Source organism: Acidovorax sp. A1169 (assembly GCF_030704685.1).
In the GTDB taxonomy this organism is placed as follows: Bacteria; Pseudomonadota; Gammaproteobacteria; order Burkholderiales; family Burkholderiaceae_C; genus Acidovorax.
In genome coordinates this window covers 174,673-191,741 of the sequence record NZ_JAUZDX010000002.1, presented here as the reverse complement: position 1 = coordinate 191,741, position 17,069 = coordinate 174,673, and the positions used below count along the sequence as shown (strand labels likewise).

The window sequence follows — 17,069 nt, the reverse complement described above, 5'->3', positions numbered from 1 at the left end:
GGGGATGCCTTTCTGTAAGCAGGGGTGGGAGGCCCCGCCGCTGCACTCGGTCAGCGGACAGGGCCCTCAATGGCCAGAAGCTTACACGCAGGCAGTTGCTCAGGCAGCCCTGCGGGCTTGCACTGCGGCCGACAGGTCGGCCAGCGATTGCAGCGAATCGTCCCAACCCAGGCAGGCGTCGGTGATGCTCAGGCCGTAGGTCAGCGCCGAGGCATCGTCCTTGCCGGGCGTGAACTTCTGGGCGCCGGCCGTGAGATGGCTTTCGATCATCAGACCGAAGACGCTGCGCGAGCCGCCAGCGATCTGGCCGGCCACTTCGCGTGCCACGTCCATCTGCTTTTGGTGCTGCTTGCTGCTGTTGGCATGGCTGCAGTCCACCATCAGGGTGGCGGGCAGCTTAGCGGCTTCCAGGTCCTTGCAGGCGGCGGCCACGCTCTCGGCGTCGTAGTTGGGGGCCTTGCCGCCGCGCAGGATGACGTGGCAGTCCTTGTTGCCGTTGGTGTTGACGATGGCGACCTGGCCGTTCTTGTGCACCGACAGGAAGTGGTGGCCGCGGCTGGCGGACTGGATGGCGTCGGTGGCGATGCGGATGTTGCCGTCCGTGCCGTTCTTGAAGCCGATGGGCGCCGACAGGCCCGAGGCCAGCTCGCGGTGTACCTGGCTTTCGGTGGTGCGTGCGCCAATGGCGCCCCAGGAGATCAGGTCGCCGATGTACTGGGGCGAGATCACGTCCAGGAACTCGCTGCCCGCCGGCACGCCCAGGCGGTTGATGTCGATCAGCAACTGGCGTGCGATGCGCAGGCCTTCGTCGATGCGGTAAGTCTCATCGAGGTAGGGGTCGTTGATCAGCCCCTTCCAGCCCACCGTGGTGCGGGGCTTTTCGAAGTACACGCGCATCACGATCTCCAGCGTGTCCTTGTACTGCTCGCGGACCGCCTTGAGTCGGCGCGCGTATTCGATCGCAGCGGCTGGGTCATGGATGGAGCAGGGGCCAATGATCACCAGCAGGCGGTCGTCCTCGCCGGCCATGATGTTCTGGATGTTCTTGCGGGTCTGGGTGATCAGCGTTTCCACCGGCGTACCGCTGATGGGGAAAAAGCGGATCAGATGCTCTGGAGGAGGCAACACGGTGATGTCCTTGATACGTTCGTCGTCGGTCTGGCTGGTTTTCTCGACGCTGCGGTACCAGGAATCGCTGGTGGGGTTGGTGTGGGCCGTCATGTTGTCTTCCTCGTGGGCTGGATGGGTGGAAATGGGGAGGGCAGAAAAACAAAAACCGCCGGGCTTTGCAGCGTCGGCGGTTGGTATGGGGAGGTTGTGTGTGCTTGCGCGTTAGCCTCTCATCCGCCGGGGACTGAGATAAAAAACCAAAAATAAAACGCGCTGCGAACTTGCATGGGTTTCAATGTAGCACAGTCTTGCCGCATTGCAGCAACCCCTGTGCGTTGCGAAGATGCAACGCCACAGCGGCCTGCAGGGCGATCCGGGACGACGAAAGGGGCGGCAATATTCAGCCGGAGATCAACTTCTCCAGCGCCGCAGCCAAGCGGCCGCACGCTGCAATGCCGAGCGCGGTGGCGGCTCGTCGCCGGGCAGCTCGCTCACCGGCTCGCTCTGGTGCTCATACATGTCCACCAGCAGCAAGGCCTCGCCCAGCGTGCGCCAGGCGAGCAGCTCGAACTGGTCGAAGCAGGCACTTTCGCGGGTGTTGCGCTGCTCCAGCGCCTGTTGCCAGGCGGTGATGGCATTGCGCAGCTCGCGCAGGGCGCGCTGGTAGGCGCCGAACTCATAGAGCGCATGCCAGGCCGAACCCAGGCCGGTGAGGAACAGCTGGTGCTCGCGCGCGCAGTGCGACAGGCTCACCACCCGGCGCGTGATGGCAGCCGTATCGGTGCTGGTGCGGCGCGTGCGCACCGCCTCGTCGATGTGGTTGGACAAGCCGCTCAGGCTGTCGCGCAACTGGCGCGAATCCTCGTCGGCCACGCTCTCGCGCAGAAACCGGCTGATGTCGCCAAACGACTGGAGTGTGTGCTGCAGACTGGGGCGCGTGGCAGGCATGAAATGCATTGTGCGCCGAGCCAGGGCCGCGCGGCTACACGCAGGCCATCGGGCGGCTATTTGGCGGGCGAAGACCGGCCAATTGCGGGCAATGGGTGGCACCGATGGCGTGGCCACGCAACACTGCGTGCCCCGCCCGGACCTGCCACCCTGGGCGGCAGGTCCGATCAGGCCGTGCCGCCGACCGTCAGGCCTTCGATGCGCAGCGTGGGCTGGCCCACGCCCACGGGCACGCTCTGGCCCTCTTTGCCGCAGGTGCCAACGCCGCTGTCCAGGCGCATGTCGTTGCCGATCATGGTCACCTTCTTGAGCGACTCGGGGCCGCTGCCGATGATGGTCGCGCCCTTGACGGGGTACTGGATCTTGCCGTTCTCGACCCAGTAGGCTTCGCTGGCCGAGAACACGAACTTGCCGGAGGTGATGTCCACCTGGCCGCCACCGAAGTTGGAGGCATACAGCCCCTTCTTGATGCTGGCGATGACCTCGGCCGGCTCCTTGTCGCCTCCCAGCATGTAGGTGTTGGTCATGCGTGGCATGGGGATATGGGCATAGCTCTCGCGCCGGCCGTTGCCGGTGGGCGCCACGCCCATCAGGCGCGCGTTGAGCGAGTCCTGGATGTAGCCCTTGAGGATGCCATCCTCGATCAGCACGTTGCGCTGGCTGGCGTTGCCCTCGTCGTCCACATTGAGCGAACCGCGGCGGTCGGCAATCGTGCCGTCGTCCAGCACCGTGACGCCCTTGGCCGCCACGCGCTGACCGATCCGGCCGCTGAACGCGGACGAGCCCTTGCGGTTGAAGTCCCCTTCCAGGCCGTGGCCGATGGCCTCGTGCAGCAGGATGCCGGGCCAGCCAGAGCCCAGCACCACGGTCATCTCACCCGCCGGGGCCGGGCGCGATTCGAGGTTGACCAGGGCCGCGTTCACGGCCTCGTCGACGTACTGGCCCATCTGCTCGTCATCGAAGTAGGCCAGGCCGAAGCGGCCACCGCCGCCGGCAGAGCCCATTTCACGGCGGCCGTTCTGCTCGGCGATCACCGTGACCGACAGGCGCACCAGCGGGCGCACGTCGGCGGCCAGGGTGCCGTCGGCACGCGCCACCAGCACCACGTCGTATTCGCTGGCCAGGCCGGCCATGACCTGGGCCACGCGCGGGTCCTTGGCACGGGCGCGCTTTTCCAGGCGCTCGAGCAGGGCCACCTTGGCCGTGCTGTCGAGCGTGGCGATCGGGTCCACGCCCGGGTAAAGGCTGCGGCTGGTGGCGATCTTCTGCGACGCCACCTTCACCCGGCCGGCCTGCGATGCCGCGCCGATGGTGCGCACGGTGCGCGCGGCGTCGAGCAGCGAGGCCTCGGAAATATCGTCGGAATAGGCAAACGCCGTCTTCTCGCCGCTCACGGCACGCACGCCCACGCCCTGGTCGATGCTGAAGGAGCCGGTCTTGACGATGCCCTCCTCCAGGCTCCAGCCTTCGCTGCGCGTGTACTGGAAGTACAGGTCCGCATCGTCCACCTGGTGCGTGCGGATCTCGGCCAGCGCGCGCGCCAGATGGCTTTCATCCAGGCCGAAGGGTGCCAGAAGCAGTTGCCGGGCAACGTCGATGCGCTGGGTGGTGGACGCACGCTGGGGCGCGGCAGTAGAAGAGCTGAAGGTCATGCAGGCATTTTAGGCGCGCAGGCACACCCCGTGCGGCGCAGGGGCACCTGCCATCCCTTGCAGGGTATGGACGGGGGTCAGGCACTCTGGTCGTCGGCCACCGCATCGGGCGCGTGGGCCTTCACCGATTCGATCCCCGCTTCGCGCGCTTTTTCGCCCGAGTAGCGCTGGCTCTGGCCGATGACCTGGCCGTTGCCGGCCTTGAGGGTGAAGTACGGCGAGCCGTCCTTGGCGCACAGGCGGCCGTAGCGGCCATCGTCGGCCGCGTTCTTGCGCACGGATTCGATGCCGTTCAAGGCACTGGCCCGGGATTCGTACAACTCGCTCGTGAGGATGACTTGGCCATTGGAAGCCAGCAGGTTGAAGACGAACTTGTCGTTCCTGGACTTCTTGAGCTCGAACTTGGACGCCATGTGGGCACCTCCGTGGGGTTGTCGAAAAGCCGCTGCGGCCAACAGTTGTAACCCCAAGCGCCCGCCGTGGCAATGGCGCAAGCCCCCGCTCCCGTCTCCCCGCCGGGAGCCTGTCGGACTTGGAGCGTCGAAAGCGAAAATCGGCCCCAGCGAGGACAGTTTTTGCCGGATTTGCAGCCCCATAGCCAGGCTATGGGGCAAAAAGACGGTGAAAAATGGACCTCTGCGGCCTATTTGCAGCCGACTATTTCCAAGTCCTACACGCTCCTAGGCCTGCATGGCGGGCGGTGCGTCCTTGGGGTCTGCGCGCTGCGAGCGCGCCACCGACATCAGAATGCCCAGTGCCAACCCCAGCGTGACCATGGCCGTGCCGCCATAGCTGATAAAGGGCAGCGGCACGCCCACCACCGGCAGGATGCCGCTGACCATGCCCATGTTCACGAAGGCGTAGGTGAAGAAGATCATGGACACGGCCCCCGCCATCAGGCGCCCGAACAGGCTGGTGGCGCCCATGGCAATGGCCAGCCCGCGCCAGACCAGCAGCAGGAAGCAGGTGATGATGAAGAGGTTGCCCGCCAGGCCGAATTCCTCGGAGAAGGCGGCAAAGATGAAGTCGGTGGTGCGCTCGGGAATGAACTCCAGGTGGGTCTGCGTGCCGGCCATGAAGCCCTTGCCGAATACGCCGCCCGAGCCGATGGCGATCATGCCCTGGATGATGTGAAAGCCCTTGCCCAGCGGGTCGCGCGTGGGGTCCAGCAGGGTGCAGATGCGCTGCTGCTGGTAGTCGTGCAGCACCACCCAGCGCACCCCGTCGGCACACAGCTGGTCGCCCAGCAGCACCAGGACGGCGATGCCGGCACCGCCGATCAGTACCGGCGGCAGCACCAGCTTCCAGGGCAGGCCGGCAAAGAAGATCACCGACAGCCCTGCGGCCAGCACCAGCAGCGAGGTGCCCAGGTCGGGCTGCTTCATGATCAGCCCCACGGGAATGGCCAGCAGCAGCCCCGCTGCCGCGAAGTCCAGCGGCCGCAAGGTGCCTTCGCGCTTCTGGAACCACCAGGCCAGCATCAGCGGCATGGCGATCTTGAGGATTTCGCTGGGCTGGATGACGATGCCCAGGTTCACCCAGCGCTGCGCGCCCTTCTTGGTGATACCGAACAGCGCCACCGCGATCAGCAGCGCCACCCCCGCCGCATAGAGCGGAACGGCAAACACCATGATCTTCTGCGGAGGCACCTGGGCCACCATGAACAGGATGGCGCTGGCGATGAGCATGTTGCGCCCATGGTCCATGAACCGGGTTCCATGGTCGTAGCCCGAGGAATACATGGCCAGCAGGCCCGCACCCGCGAGCAGCATGATGATCAGCACCAACGGCAGATCGAACCCACGGAACAGGGGCGTGAAGCGCTGGGCAAGGGAGGGCTTTTCAAAAACGGCGGCCATCCCCCGATTATCGGGTGCCGGCCAGCCGCCAGGCCGGTAACCCCGCCTCAACCCGCCTGCCGAAAGGCCATCACCGCCTGGTTGCGCAGAGTGCGCAGCAGCCCCAGGGCCTTGTCATCCACCACGATGCCGCCGGCCACCGACTGGTCGGCATAGATCAGCGCGAAGGTCTGGCCCTTCAATTGCAGGGGCAGCAGCAGGAAGGACGGCGCATTGAGCCCTGTGCGGTACCACTCGGGCAGGCGCGCGTGGATGCGCGGGTCGGTGGCATCGTTGATCAGCGTGTCCGCAGCGCGCAGGCAGACGGCGGCGAACAGGTCGCCCGGCACCTTGAGCGGCACCCGCATCGCGCGCACCGCGGCATCGCTGCCCTCGCCCAGGCCAAAGCGGCCGACAAGCACTTCGGTACGGGCGTCGCGCAGGCAGAACACCATGCGCCGAAAACCCAGCGCACGGAACATGGTCTCCAGGATCATGCGCAGCACGTCGTTGAGCGCAAAGGTGTCCACCATGGCATTGGTCACGTCCTGCACGCCGGCGGACAGCACCTCGTTGACCTGGGCCACCGACACCGCCCCGCCGGCCTGCGAGGCCAGCACAGCGGGCAGGGGTTGCACCTCGCCGATCCCGAGTTCATGGGGCGCCAGGGCATCCTCCGGCACGGCCGCCTCGCCATCCGCAGGGGGCGGCAGCTGGAGCAGGCGGGCGGCGGGCGTGCCCGGTGGCACGCGCAGCCCCAGGGTTTCGGCCAGCGACACCAGCTTGTGGCGCGCGCGCAAGGTGGCCTCGGCAATCGCGGCAGGAGACAGGGCCAGGGTGCGGCTGTAGCGCGTGCCCACACCCTGCATGCGCTCTTCGAGCCGCGCGGGGTCGCTGTGCAGCAGCATGTCGGCCACCTCGTTGGCCGCCAGCGCCACCCAGCGCAGGCGCTCCACGCCCTGCTCGGGCGGGCGCTGGGCGGGCGAGCCCAGGGGCTTGCGCATGCAGCGCTGCAGGCTCTCGGGCAGGCCCCAGACGCGCGCCACCCCAGTGCCCAGGTCCTCGAAACCCAGGCCCAGCACCTGCACGGCGGCGGCTTCCTCCCCGCCTTCGAGCCGGCCGCCGGCCAGGATGCGGCGCACCTCCTGCGCCTCCTCCGGGAAGTAGAAGCTGCACAGCATGCGCCCCAGGTTCTGGAACATGGCGCCGATGAAGGCCTCCTCGGCCCCCTGCCCCGGGCCGCACAGCTCGGCCGCCACCGAGCCGGCCATCATGGAGCGCAGGAATTCCTCGCGCATCTGCTCGGCATGGGCCTTGTCCTGCATGTGGTCCAGCAGCACCAGGCTCATGGCCATGTTGCGCACGGCGTTGAAACCCACCAGGCTGACCGCCCGCGACACCGTGCTGATGGTGCCCCGCCCCGCATGGGCGTAGTGCACGCTGTTGACCAGGCGCAGCAGCTTGTGGGTCAGCGCCACGTCCTTGAGAATCTCGTGCGTGAGGTCGCTGATGCTGTCGTCCTCGGAATGTGCCACGCGCTGGATGCGCGTCACCGAGTCGGACAGGGCCGGAAAATCGCTCTTGTGGCGCATGCGCCGCAGCAAAAAATCGAGCGTGGCATTGCTGGCCGCCGTGGGCGCGCTGGCGGGCGCCGCCCAGGTGCGCAGGGCATCGCGCAGTTCGGTCGCGCCCGCGAACGGGGTCGCGCCATCCTGGCCCAGGGCGCGCAGCAGCAGGGTGCGCAAGCCCTCGTCCAGGGCGTCGATCAGCACGGCGGGCAGGGCGCGCCCCGCCTCGGCGGCGCCCACCCAGGGGCTGCCGGTGAGCAGGTGCACCAGCACCCGGGCGGCCGAGCGCACATCGTCTGCCGCGCTGGCCGATGTCTCCCCGGCACCGAACGCCGGGGCATGCCAGCACAGGCCCAGCAGCCGGGCGTGGCGCTGCGGGTCCATGGCGACATGCTCCAGGTCCACCTGGCCGTGCACCACGCCCGCTCCATGTGCGGCCTCCAGCGCATCGAGCAGGTCCACCACCAGCGCGACGGCATCGTGCGGCGTGCAGCGGCCCTGGCGCGCCAGGTGCTCCGCCAGCGTGGGGCCCAGCATCTGCTCGTGCACGATGCAGGGCTGGCGCGCGAGGACATCGGCCTCCAGCACGGGCACGATGAAGGCATGGTTCAGGTGGGTGGCCCGTTCGGCGGCCTCAAGCCAGCGCTCGAGCGCTGCCGCCGCTTGTGGCGGTGCCACCGCCCACTGCCGGATGGTGACCGGGCGCTGCCCGCGCCGGTCCAGCGCCCGCCACTGGGTGAATTGCCCGTTGGCCACCAGCACCTGCTGCAGCTCGAACCGCCCCTGGGGCGGTGGCACCCGGTCGCCGACCACCCAGGCGGAACGGCGGGCGGGGGAAAGCGGCGCAAAATCGGTCATGGTCGGGAGAATCAGGGCGGGGCGCGGTATCGCAGGCTGCGGCATACACTTTGCAACATCTTATGCCCGTGCAAGGGGTCCCAACGCAGTGATTCCCCTGCCCTGAGCGCCTGTTACACGCTTTTCGGCTGCCTCCATCCATGAACCGCACCACCCACCTTCTCTATTTGCACGGTTTTCGCTCCTCCCCCCAGTCGGCCAAGGCGCGGCAGATGGCCGCCCATGTGGCAACCCAGCACCCCGGCGTGCATTTCTGGTGCCCGCAACTGCCGCCCTCTCCCCGCCAGGCCATGGACCTGGTGGAGAAGACCGTGGCCCATTGGCCCCGGGCTTCCAGTGCGGTGGTCGGCTCGTCACTGGGCGGTTTCTATGCCAGTTGGGTGGCGCAACAACTCTCCTGCCCGAGCGTGATGCTCAACCCCGCCGTGGACCCGGCGCGCGACCTGGCCCGCTACATTGGCGAGCAGACCAGTTGGCACGACCCGGCCGAGCGCTTCTTCTTTTTGCCAGGGTACATCGGCGAGTTGCAGGCGCTGGATGTGCGCGGAAAACCACCCGCGGGCACCGAGCTGGCCATCATCGCCAAGGGCGATGAGGTGCTGGACTGGCGCGAGATGGTGGCGCGCTACCCGGCGGCGCAATTGCAACTGCTCGACGGCGGCGACCATGCGCTCAGCGGTTTCGAGGTGCACCTGCCTCTGGTGGATTCATTCCTGCGGCTTTGATCCCGGCGCGCGCGAGGCCGGCGTCTCCTTGTTCAGCCAGCGCGCATGGTCCTTGGGGTAGGCGATGCGGTAGCGGCGCAGGTGGTAGGCGGCCTCCTCGTCGCGGCCGAGCATGAGCGCGCTTTCGATGCGCTTCTCGATGACGCGGGGCTCGGGCGAGTAGTGCAGCAGTTCGCCCGAGAGCGCGTACACCTCCTGGGCCGTGGCCGGGGTGAGGGCCATGGCCGGCAGCCGGGCGAAATCCACCTGGTCCGAAAACAGCAGCGTGGGGGCCGTGGTCGCCGGGGTCATGTCACGGTAGGCCGGGTCACGCCGCTCAGGCACCTTGTAGAGCTGGCTGATGCGGTGGTAGTCGTGCGCCACCCAGGCGATCAGCAAGGCAGCCGCCACCAGAAGCATGGCCGTGGCGCCCAGCACTGCCGGCGAAGGGGGAGCGGCCGGGCGGCGGCGCGGCCACAGCAGCGCCAGCGCCAGCAGGGCCGCCAGCTGGAACGGCCCGTACCACAGCGGAAACTCCAGCATGCTGTGCGCGCCGATGAGGGCCAGGATGCCCCAGGCCAGTTGGCGCAGCGGATCCGTCTCGCTCCAGGGCCGTGCCTTCACTATGAAGGCCAGCGCAGCGCCGCACAGCAGCACGGCAGCCGGCAGCCCCAGCTCCACGGCCAGGTGCAGGGGCAGGTTGTGGGCATTGTCCAGCAGCACACAGAAGCGCTCACCGGGGAACAAGGTGATGTAGTGCGCGTAGTCAAGTTCGCCCCAGCCCCAGCCTGTCCAGGGCTTCTGCGCGATCAGTGTGAGCACGTTGGACCAGAGCACGCGCCGGCTGGTGCATTGGTGGCTATTGCCCGAGAAGCGGTTGAACAGGTCCTCGGCCTGCACCCCGCTCCAGGTGTGCAGCAGCACGGGCAGCAGCCATGCGGCCGCGATGTACAGCGCCAGCCCGCCCAGTGCCACCCCCAGCGCCAGCCGGCCGGTCGAGCGGCGCCACCACAGGAGCAGGGCCACGATGATCAGCCACTGCACGGCCCCGGTACGCGAGACCGTGGCGGCGCTGGCCAGTGCCAGTATGGGCAGAGCCCAGCCAATGCCCACCCCCACCAGCCAGTCCGGCGCGGCCTGTCCCCTCCCTGCCTGGCTGCGCGCATGCCACTGCGCCACCAGCCACACCAGCGCCCAGAGGCCCAGCGCCACCAGGGAGGCCTGCTGGTTGCGCTGGCGCAGGTTGCCCACCGCCTGGCCCGGGGTGGAGGCATTGATCCAGGGCGCCATACCCACATCACCCCCGAAATACTGCACCAGGCAGATCACTCCCCCAACGACCGCAGCCAGCAGCAGCCCCAGCGCCAGTTGGGTCGCCGCCGTGGCGCCGCCATCGCACAGGCCCGGGTGGCGGCGCGAGCGCAGCGCCCGCTGCCATGCCAGCGCCACCAGCAGCACGATGCACGACCACGAGGCCAGCAGCGGCCAGACATTGGTGGACGGCGGGGTGGTGATGGAAAACAGGAAGGGCAGGGCCACTGCCAGCAAAGTCAGCGGTGCGGCAATGGCATCGATCAGCATCAGGAAGGCAGGGGAAGGCGGGTTGCGCAGGGAAAGGGAAGCCGCGAATCATAGAGCCCCGGCGCTGCGGCGATCCGGCCATGCAGACCATGCAATCCCCTGCGGCACCGGCCTTCCTCACCCCGGCAGCTCCCACAAGCCCTTATATTTGCACCCATCCCGCCCCATCGTCCCCTGACCGGGTCTTGCACCACCGCCATGAACCACCCGCAGCGCCCCCCTTCCCTGCATCGCCCGCAGGGCTTCACGATGATCGAGATAATGATGGTCGTCGCTGTCGTGGCCGTGCTGGCCCTGATGGCCTTGCCCTCGTACCAGGACCGGATGCTGCGCACCCAGGTCAAGGAGGGCCAGGCCATGGTCGAGTTCGTCAAGCAGGCCGTGGCCGTGCACTACGCACTCAAGAAGACCATGCCCGCCGACAATGCCGCCGCCGGCCTGCCGCCCGAGGACCGCATCGTCAGCACCAATGTGGCCAAGGTCACCGTGGCCGGCGGGGCGGTGAACATCGTCTATGGCAACAAGGCCAACAAGGCCATCGCAGGCAAGACCCTGACCCTGCGGCCGGCCATCGTCCCGGATTTCCCGCAGGTGCCCATTGCCTGGGTCTGCGGCAAGGCCAAGGTGCCGGACAAGATGACCGCGCAGGGGACGAACGCCACAAACATCCCGGCCATTGCCACCCCCCTGGATTGCATGGGCCCGGCAGGATCCTGACCCGTCTCGCCAGAGACGGGGGGCGCCCCATGGGAGAATGCCGCCTATGCATGCATTGTTTGAAGAAGCCGGCAAGTTCATGGCCGGCCGTATCCTGTCCGAAGCCGAGAGCTCGGCCCAAGTCGAGCTCGATTCGGGCAAGCGGGTCAAGGTCAAGGCCGCCAACGTTCTGTTGAAGTTCGAAAAACCCGCCCCGGCCGAGCTGGTGGCCCAGGCGCAGGCCGTGGCCGAATCCATCGAGCTGGACCTGGCCTGGGAGTTCGCGCCCGAGGACGATTTCGGCTTTGCCGACCTGGCGCGCGACTATTTCTCCGAGCACGCCACGCTGGTCCAGCAGGCCGGTGCGCTGTTTCGCCTGTACGAGGCGCCGCACTACTTCCGCCGTGCGGGCAAGGGCCGTTTCAAGAAGGCACCGGCCGAGATCCTGCAGCAGGCGCTGGCCGCCATCGAGAAGAAAAAGGCCGTGCTGGCGCAGATTGACGAATGGGCTGCGGCCCTGGGCCGGGGCGAATGCCCGCAGCCCATCCGCGACCAGCTCTACAAGATTTTGTTCAAGCCGGACAAGAACGCCCCCGAGTACAAGGCCGTGGTCGACGCCAGCCGCGCCACGCACACCGCCCCGCTGGACCTGCTGCAAAAGGCCGGTGCCATCGACTCGGCCTACCAGTTCCACTGGAAGCGCTTCCTGTTCGAGAACTTCCCCAAGGGCACGGGCTTCCCGGCCCTGACCGCCCCCCAGCCGCCGGACGACCTGCCGCTGGCCGGCGTGCAGGCCTACTCCATCGACGATTCGCAGACCACGGAAATCGACGATGCGCTCTCCGTGCAAGGGCTGGGCACTGGCACCGTGGTGCTGGGTATCCACATCGCAGCGCCTGGCCTGGCCGTGCAGCCGGGCAGTGCCATCGACCAATTGGGCCGCGCGCGCCTGTCCACGGTGTACATGCCGGGCTACAAGATCACCATGCTGCCCGACGAGGTGGTGCAGATCTACACGCTGGACGAAGGCCGGGCCAACCCCGCCGTGTCGCTGTACGTCACCGTCAACGAGACCACGCTGGAGATCCTCTCCACCGAAACCCGCCTGGAGCGCGTGCCGGTGCTGGCCAACCTGCGCCACGACCAGCTCGACCACATCGTGACCGAAGCCTGGCTGACCGACCCCTCCGTGCAGGTCGAGGGCACGCCAGCGCGCGTATCGGAGCTGCGCGAGCAACTGTCCTTCCTGTTCCGCCTGGCCAAGAGCCTCAAGGCGCAGCGCGAGGTGGTGCGCGGCAAGCCCGAGAACTTCAACCGCCCGGACTACAACTTCCGCCTGGTGGGCAACGACCGCGGCGAGCCCAACGGTTCGGAGACGGTGCAGATCACCACGCGCCAGCGCGGCGCCCCGCTGGACCTGATCGTGGCCGAGGCCGCCATTGTGGCCAACAGCACCTGGGGCAGCTGGATGGCCGAGCTGGGCGTGCCCGGCATCTACCGCAGCCAGGCCAGCATGGCGCCGGGCGTGAAGGTGCGCATGGGCACCAAGGCGCTGCCGCATGCCGGCATCGGCGTGAAAAGCTATTCCTGGGCCACCTCGCCGCTGCGCCGCTACACCGACCTCGTGAACCAGTGGCAGATCATTGCCTGCGCGCGCCACGGCAAGACGGCGGCCCTGGCCGCGCCGTTCAAGCCCAAGGATGCCGACCTGTTCTCCATCATCAGCAGCTTCGACGGCGCCTACAGCGCCTACAACGGCTACCAGGCCGGCATGGAGCGCTTCTGGACCCTGAAGTACGTGCAGCAGAACGGCCTGACCGAGCTGACCGCCACCGTCTTCAAGGAAGGCCCGGGCGGCAGCTTCCTGGTGCGTGCGGACGACATTCCGCTGGTGTTCCCGGTGCTGGGCGCGCAGAACCTGCCGCGCGGTGCGCGCCTGCGCGTGAAGCTCGGCGAGATCGACGAGATCACGCTGGACATCCATGGCACGGTGCTGGAGCGCCTGGACAGCGACGAGCCCGAAGCCGGTGCCGACGAGGCGGCGGAGGAGGACGACGAGACCGTGGCCGGCCCGATTGCCATTGCCGTGGACATGAACGAAGCCGAAGCGCCCGCCAGCGCTGATAATCTGACGCCGTGAAATTGCCTGCCTTCCTCCGCACCTTCAGCACGCTGCAGCTTGCGCTCGGCGTATCGATCGCCGTGCATGCGGCGCTCATCACCGTGCGCTTCATCGACCCGGAGGGCTTCAACCGCGTGTTCCAGGACACGCCGCTCGAAGTCATCCTGGTCAACGCCAAGTCCAACGAGCGGCCCGAGAAGGCCCAGGCCATCGCCCAGTCCAACCTGGCGGGCGGCGGCGATGCGGAAAAAGGCCGGGCCACCAGCCCCCTGCCCTACTCGGCACTGACGGCCATGGGTGACGATTTCGAAGAAGCCCAGCGCAAGATGGATGCGATGCAGGAGCAGCAGACCCAGTTGCTCACGCAACTGCGCAAGCAGCTGGCCGCCATGCCGCCCCCCGATCCGCGCAAGCCCAGCCAGAGCGCCGAGCAGTCGTCGCAGGACGAAAAGCGCCGCCAGCTGGTCAAGCTGCTGGCCGAGATCGAAAAGCGCATCAACGAAGAGAACTCGCGCCCCAAAAAGCGCTACATCAGCCCGGCCACGCGCGAAGAGGCCTATGCGATCTACTACGACGCGCTGCGCCGCAAGGTCGAGGACAAGGGCACCGAGAACTTCCCCGAGCAGGCCGGCAAGAAGCTCTATGGCGAGCTGACGATGATCGTCACCGTGAACCACGACGGCCGGGTGCTCGAGACCGAGATCGTGCAGGGTTCGGGCAATGCCACGCTGGACCGCCGGGCCGAAGCCATCGCCCGCGCTGCAGGCCCGTTCGGCACCTTCAACCAGGAAATGCGCGCCAAGGCCGACCAGATCGCCATGGTGGCGCGCTTTCGCTTCACCCGCGACCAGACGCTGGAAACCACCGTCCGCTGAACCCCCTTCGAGATGAGCCAAGCCACCGTCGACCTGTATTGCGTGATGGGCAACCCGGTGGCGCACAGCCGCTCGCCGGCCATCCACGCCCGCTTTGCCGAACTGACCGGCGAGCACTTGGCGTATGAGCGCCGCCTGGTGGCGCTGGACGGCTTTGCCGAGGGTGTGCGCGCGTTCGCAGCCCAGGGCGGGCGCGGCTGCAACGTCACCGTGCCGTTCAAAATCGAAGCACCGCTGCTGGCCACGCATTGCAGCGAGCGCGTGCAACTGGCCGGTGCGGCCAATACCCTGGTGTTTCGCCCGGACGGCAGCATCCACGCCGACAACACCGATGGCCTGGGCCTGGTGGCCGACATCACGCGCAATGCCGGCGTGGCCCTGCAGGGCCGCGATGTGCTGCTGGTGGGTGCCGGTGGCGCGGCTGCCGGCGTGCTCGGCCCGCTGCTGCAGGCCGGTGCGCGCCATATCACCATTGCCAACCGCACCGTGGCCAAGGCCCAGGCGCTGGTGCAGTCGCACCAGTCCCTGGCCACGCAGCGCGGTGCCCGCCTGACTGCCAGCACGCTGGATGCGGTAGCGGGCGACTTCGACGTGGTCATCAACGCCACGGCCAGCAGCCTGGCGGGTGACGCCGTGCCCGTGGCGGCCAGCGTGCTGCGCCCCGGGGGCCTGGCCTACGACATGATGTACGGCCCTGCGGCCCAGGGCTTCCTGGATTGGGCTGCCGCCCACGGGGCGGTGCCGCGCGACGGCCTGGGCATGCTGGTGGAGCAGGCGGCCGAGGCCTTCGCGTTCTGGCGCGGCGTGCGCCCGCCCTCGGCCCAGGTGCTGGCCGAGCTGCAGACGCAACTGGCGCTGCAGCCCCGGCATTGAACCTGGCAAGAAAAAGAACCCGCACATGAAAGCCGTGCTGCGCTGGCTGGGCCTGGTGGTGTTCGCCGCCCTGGCGCTGCAGCTGTTCTTCGTGCTGCGCATTGCCGCCATGGTGGTGGTCAACCCCGAATCCACCAGCTTCCAGCGCTCCGAGGCCTGGACACAACTGGCCAGCACCGGCCAGGTGCGCTGGCGCCAGCAATGGATGCCCTACGCCGAGATATCGGACCACTTGAAGCGCGCCGTGATCGCCTCGGAGGACGACGGCTTCGCCAACCACGACGGCGTGGACTGGGCCGCCATCGAGAAAGCCTGGGAGCGCAATGCCAAGGCCGAAGCCCAGGCCGCCAAGGCCCAGAACCGGGCCCCGGAAAAGCCCCAGCGCGCGCCCAAGATTCGGGGCGGCTCCACCATCACCCAGCAACTGGCCAAAAACCTGCTGCTCTCGGGCGAGCGCACCCTGCTGCGCAAGGGGCAGGAGTTCGTGCTCACGCTGCTGTTGGAGCAGCTGCTGAGCAAGGAGCGCATCCTGGAGATCTACCTCAACAGCGTGGAATGGGGCGAGGGCGTCTTCGGCGCCGAGGCCGCCGCCCAGCACTACTTTCGCAAGAGCGCCAACCGCCTCGCCCCCGGCGAGGCGGCCCGCCTAGCCGTGATGCTGCCGGCCCCCAAGCGCTTCGAAAAGACGCCGGGATCGGCCTACTTGGCAGGGCGCACGCGCACCATCCTGGCGCGGATGAACAGCGCCGAATTGCCCTGAGAATCCAATACAACCTCAGGCGCGCCGACTGAGCAGCAGCTGCACCGGGTGCTGCGGCCGCAGGGTCACATGCAGCCGGGGCTGCAGGGGCGGCGCCGCCTCCGGTACCCGCAGGGTATAGCGCTGCAGCAGCATCGCCGCCAGCAGCACCATCTCCAGCATCGCGAAGTGCTGGCCGATGCACACGCGCGGCCCCAGGCCGAAGCGAATCCACGCCCCCCGGGGTATCTCGGGTGCGCCCTCCAGAAAGCGCTCGGGCAGGAAGTGCTCGGGCTGCGCGAACCAACGCCCGTCCCGGTGCAGCACCCAGGGCGTGATGCGCAGGATCGCCCCCTGGGGCACGGCCACACCGCCCAGAGTGATGGGGGCCGTGGTGCGCCGGCTCATCACCGCAGCGACGGGCGGGTACAGGCGCATGGCCTCCTTCAGGGTGGCTGCCAGCCAGGGCAACTGCGCGATGTGCTCCGGGCCTGGCACATGGCCCTGCAGCACCGAGTCCACTTCGGCCTGGGCGCGTTGTGCCGCCTCGGGATGTTCGGCCATCAGCCGGCTCCACCACAAGAGGGCGGTGGCGCTGGTCTCGTGTCCGGCCTGGAAGCTGACCATGCACTGGTCGAACACCTCCTGGTGCGAAAGGGCCTCGCCCGTGGACTCGTCGCGCAGGGCCAGCAGCATCTGCAGCAGGTCGCTGCGGTCCACCGTGGACGCCAGCCCTTGCTGGGCGTGCCGCTGGTCGATGTGGCGCTGCACCAGCCCCCGCAGCAGGCGCAGCGCCCGGCGCTTGGCCGCCTTGCCGGGCAGGGGCAGCCAGTCGGGCAGGGTGAAGGGCATGAACATCTCCGAGAACGCAGCGGCCGACAGCGTCTGGGTGGCCCAGGCAGCATCGCGCGCGTCTTCCTTGGCCGACTCGCCGAACAGGGTGCGCAGGATCACGTCCATGGCCACCCCGGTCCACAGCCCCTCCATGCTGACCAGGGCCCCGGCCTGGCCTGCCGGTACGGCAGCGTCCAGCGCGGCCTGCGCGGCACCGGTCATCAACTGCGCATAGCCTGCCACCCGCTTGGGCGCGAAGGCCGGCATCAGCATGCGCCGCTGGCGCTGCCAGGTGGCGTGCTCGGTCACCAGCACGCTCTGGCCGAAGACCTGCTCGAACACCTCGATGCCGCGCTCCCAGCGCACCAGGTGCTCGGCATGGGTGACCAGGGCCTCGCGCACGAGTTCGGGGGACATGAGATCCCAGGCATCCTCGTTGACCAGCCGCATGCGCGTGAGATCGCCATGCTCGCGCTGCAGCCGGGTGACGAAGCCCAGGTAGTCGGCACGCATGGCACGCAGCAGTGGCAACCCCCACCAACGCGGCGATGGGCCTGATGCCTGCAGGGCGGGTGGGGCTGCGGCATGCGCAAGGTCGTCGGAAAGGGTTGTGTTCATGCCGGCATGGTGGTGCGCCCCGCCACCGGCGTATTGAACGATTGCGACATCGT

General features: G+C 68.1%; 14 protein-coding genes. 6 read left to right on the top strand and 8 right to left on the bottom strand.

Annotated features, from left to right (window positions below; translation table 11 throughout):
* Positions 1 to 99 precede the first annotated feature (99 nt).
* The 6 genes from QYL93_RS04110 to QYL93_RS04085 form a co-directional block, all read right to left on the bottom strand.
* On the bottom strand, positions 100 to 1,221 hold the full coding sequence (locus QYL93_RS04110) for a 3-deoxy-7-phosphoheptulonate synthase (protein WP_305742466.1): 1,122 nt from the start codon (positions 1,219 to 1,221) through the stop codon (positions 100 to 102).
* A 300-nt stretch (positions 1,222 to 1,521) separates the two neighbouring features.
* Positions 1,522 to 2,058 (bottom strand): hypothetical protein, encoded by a 537-nt coding sequence (locus tag QYL93_RS04105; RefSeq protein ID WP_305742465.1) that lies wholly within the window; start codon positions 2,056 to 2,058, stop codon positions 1,522 to 1,524.
* Between the two features lie 167 nt (positions 2,059 to 2,225).
* Positions 2,226 to 3,710, bottom strand: coding sequence for a metalloprotease TldD (gene tldD, locus QYL93_RS04100; protein ID WP_057201702.1), 1,485 nt, complete (start codon positions 3,708 to 3,710; stop codon positions 2,226 to 2,228).
* 77 nt (positions 3,711 to 3,787) lie between these two features.
* The gene (locus tag QYL93_RS04095; RefSeq protein WP_007854175.1) at positions 3,788 to 4,123 is read right to left on the bottom strand and encodes a YegP family protein; all 336 of its coding nucleotides are present in this window, start codon (positions 4,121 to 4,123) and stop codon (positions 3,788 to 3,790) included.
* A gap of 267 nt (positions 4,124 to 4,390) precedes the next feature.
* A complete protein-coding gene (gene rodA, locus QYL93_RS04090; protein ID WP_057201701.1) occupies positions 4,391 to 5,569 on the bottom strand; it encodes a rod shape-determining protein RodA in 1,179 nt (392 codons plus the stop codon).
* A gap of 47 nt (positions 5,570 to 5,616) precedes the next feature.
* On the bottom strand, positions 5,617 to 7,974 hold the full coding sequence (locus tag QYL93_RS04085; RefSeq protein WP_305742464.1) for an HDOD domain-containing protein: 2,358 nt from the start codon (positions 7,972 to 7,974) through the stop codon (positions 5,617 to 5,619).
* Positions 7,975 to 8,114: 140 nt separating this feature from the next.
* Between QYL93_RS04085 and QYL93_RS04080 the strand changes: the two genes are divergently transcribed.
* Positions 8,115 to 8,699, top strand: coding sequence for a YqiA/YcfP family alpha/beta fold hydrolase (locus tag QYL93_RS04080; protein ID WP_305742463.1), 585 nt, complete (start codon positions 8,115 to 8,117; stop codon positions 8,697 to 8,699).
* Here the strand turns inward: QYL93_RS04080 and QYL93_RS04075 are convergent.
* Positions 8,682 to 10,259, bottom strand: a complete 1,578-nt coding sequence (locus QYL93_RS04075; RefSeq protein ID WP_305742462.1) for a Wzy polymerase domain-containing protein — start codon at positions 10,257 to 10,259, stop codon at positions 8,682 to 8,684. The genes QYL93_RS04080 and QYL93_RS04075 overlap by 18 nt on opposite strands.
* A 198-nt stretch (positions 10,260 to 10,457) precedes the next feature.
* Here QYL93_RS04075 and QYL93_RS04070 point away from each other — a divergent pair, with 198 nt between their 5' ends.
* Genes QYL93_RS04070 through mtgA form a run of 5 tightly spaced genes read left to right on the top strand, consistent with a single transcriptional unit; the run spans position 10,458 to position 15,585 of the window.
* Positions 10,458 to 10,976: a pilin gene (locus QYL93_RS04070; RefSeq protein WP_305742461.1), complete on the top strand. Its 519-nt coding sequence runs from the start codon at positions 10,458 to 10,460 to the stop codon at positions 10,974 to 10,976.
* Between the two features lie 46 nt (positions 10,977 to 11,022).
* Positions 11,023 to 13,095, top strand: a complete 2,073-nt coding sequence (locus QYL93_RS04065; protein ID WP_305742460.1) for a ribonuclease catalytic domain-containing protein — start codon at positions 11,023 to 11,025, stop codon at positions 13,093 to 13,095.
* Entirely contained in the window at positions 13,092 to 13,952 is an 861-nt protein-coding gene (locus QYL93_RS04060; RefSeq protein ID WP_305742459.1) for an energy transducer TonB, read from the top strand. The genes QYL93_RS04065 and QYL93_RS04060 overlap by 4 nt, the downstream gene beginning before the upstream one ends.
* Positions 13,953 to 13,964: 12 nt before the next feature.
* Positions 13,965 to 14,825 (top strand): shikimate dehydrogenase, encoded by an 861-nt coding sequence (aroE, locus tag QYL93_RS04055; protein WP_305742458.1) that lies wholly within the window; start codon positions 13,965 to 13,967, stop codon positions 14,823 to 14,825.
* 25 nt (positions 14,826 to 14,850) lie between these two features.
* On the top strand, positions 14,851 to 15,585 hold the full coding sequence (mtgA, locus tag QYL93_RS04050) for a monofunctional biosynthetic peptidoglycan transglycosylase (RefSeq protein WP_305742457.1): 735 nt from the start codon (positions 14,851 to 14,853) through the stop codon (positions 15,583 to 15,585).
* A gap of 15 nt (positions 15,586 to 15,600) precedes the next feature.
* Here the strand turns inward: mtgA and QYL93_RS04045 are convergent, their stop codons facing one another.
* Positions 15,601 to 17,016, bottom strand: coding sequence for a cytochrome P450 (locus QYL93_RS04045; RefSeq protein WP_305742456.1), 1,416 nt, complete (start codon positions 17,014 to 17,016; stop codon positions 15,601 to 15,603).
* Positions 17,017 to 17,069 lie beyond the last annotated feature (53 nt).

Coding starts and splice junctions, on each gene's coding strand:
- QYL93_RS04110 (WP_305742466.1), bottom strand. CDS start 1,221: ATGACGGCCCACACCAACCCCACCAGCGATTCCTGGTACCGCAGCGTC.
- QYL93_RS04105 (WP_305742465.1), bottom strand. CDS start 2,058: ATGCCTGCCACGCGCCCCAGTCTGCAGCACACACTCCAGTCGTTTGGC.
- tldD (WP_057201702.1), bottom strand. CDS start 3,710: ATGACCTTCAGCTCTTCTACTGCCGCGCCCCAGCGTGCGTCCACCACC.
- QYL93_RS04095 (WP_007854175.1), bottom strand. CDS start 4,123: ATGGCGTCCAAGTTCGAGCTCAAGAAGTCCAGGAACGACAAGTTCGTC.
- rodA (WP_057201701.1), bottom strand. CDS start 5,569: ATGGCCGCCGTTTTTGAAAAGCCCTCCCTTGCCCAGCGCTTCACGCCC.
- QYL93_RS04085 (WP_305742464.1), bottom strand. CDS start 7,974: ATGACCGATTTTGCGCCGCTTTCCCCCGCCCGCCGTTCCGCCTGGGTG.
- QYL93_RS04080 (WP_305742463.1), top strand. CDS start 8,115: ATGAACCGCACCACCCACCTTCTCTATTTGCACGGTTTTCGCTCCTCC.
- QYL93_RS04075 (WP_305742462.1), bottom strand. CDS start 10,259: ATGCTGATCGATGCCATTGCCGCACCGCTGACTTTGCTGGCAGTGGCC.
- QYL93_RS04070 (WP_305742461.1), top strand. CDS start 10,458: ATGAACCACCCGCAGCGCCCCCCTTCCCTGCATCGCCCGCAGGGCTTC.
- QYL93_RS04065 (WP_305742460.1), top strand. CDS start 11,023: ATGCATGCATTGTTTGAAGAAGCCGGCAAGTTCATGGCCGGCCGTATC.
- aroE (WP_305742458.1), top strand. CDS start 13,965: ATGAGCCAAGCCACCGTCGACCTGTATTGCGTGATGGGCAACCCGGTG.
- mtgA (WP_305742457.1), top strand. CDS start 14,851: ATGAAAGCCGTGCTGCGCTGGCTGGGCCTGGTGGTGTTCGCCGCCCTG.
- QYL93_RS04045 (WP_305742456.1), bottom strand. CDS start 17,016: ATGAACACAACCCTTTCCGACGACCTTGCGCATGCCGCAGCCCCACCC.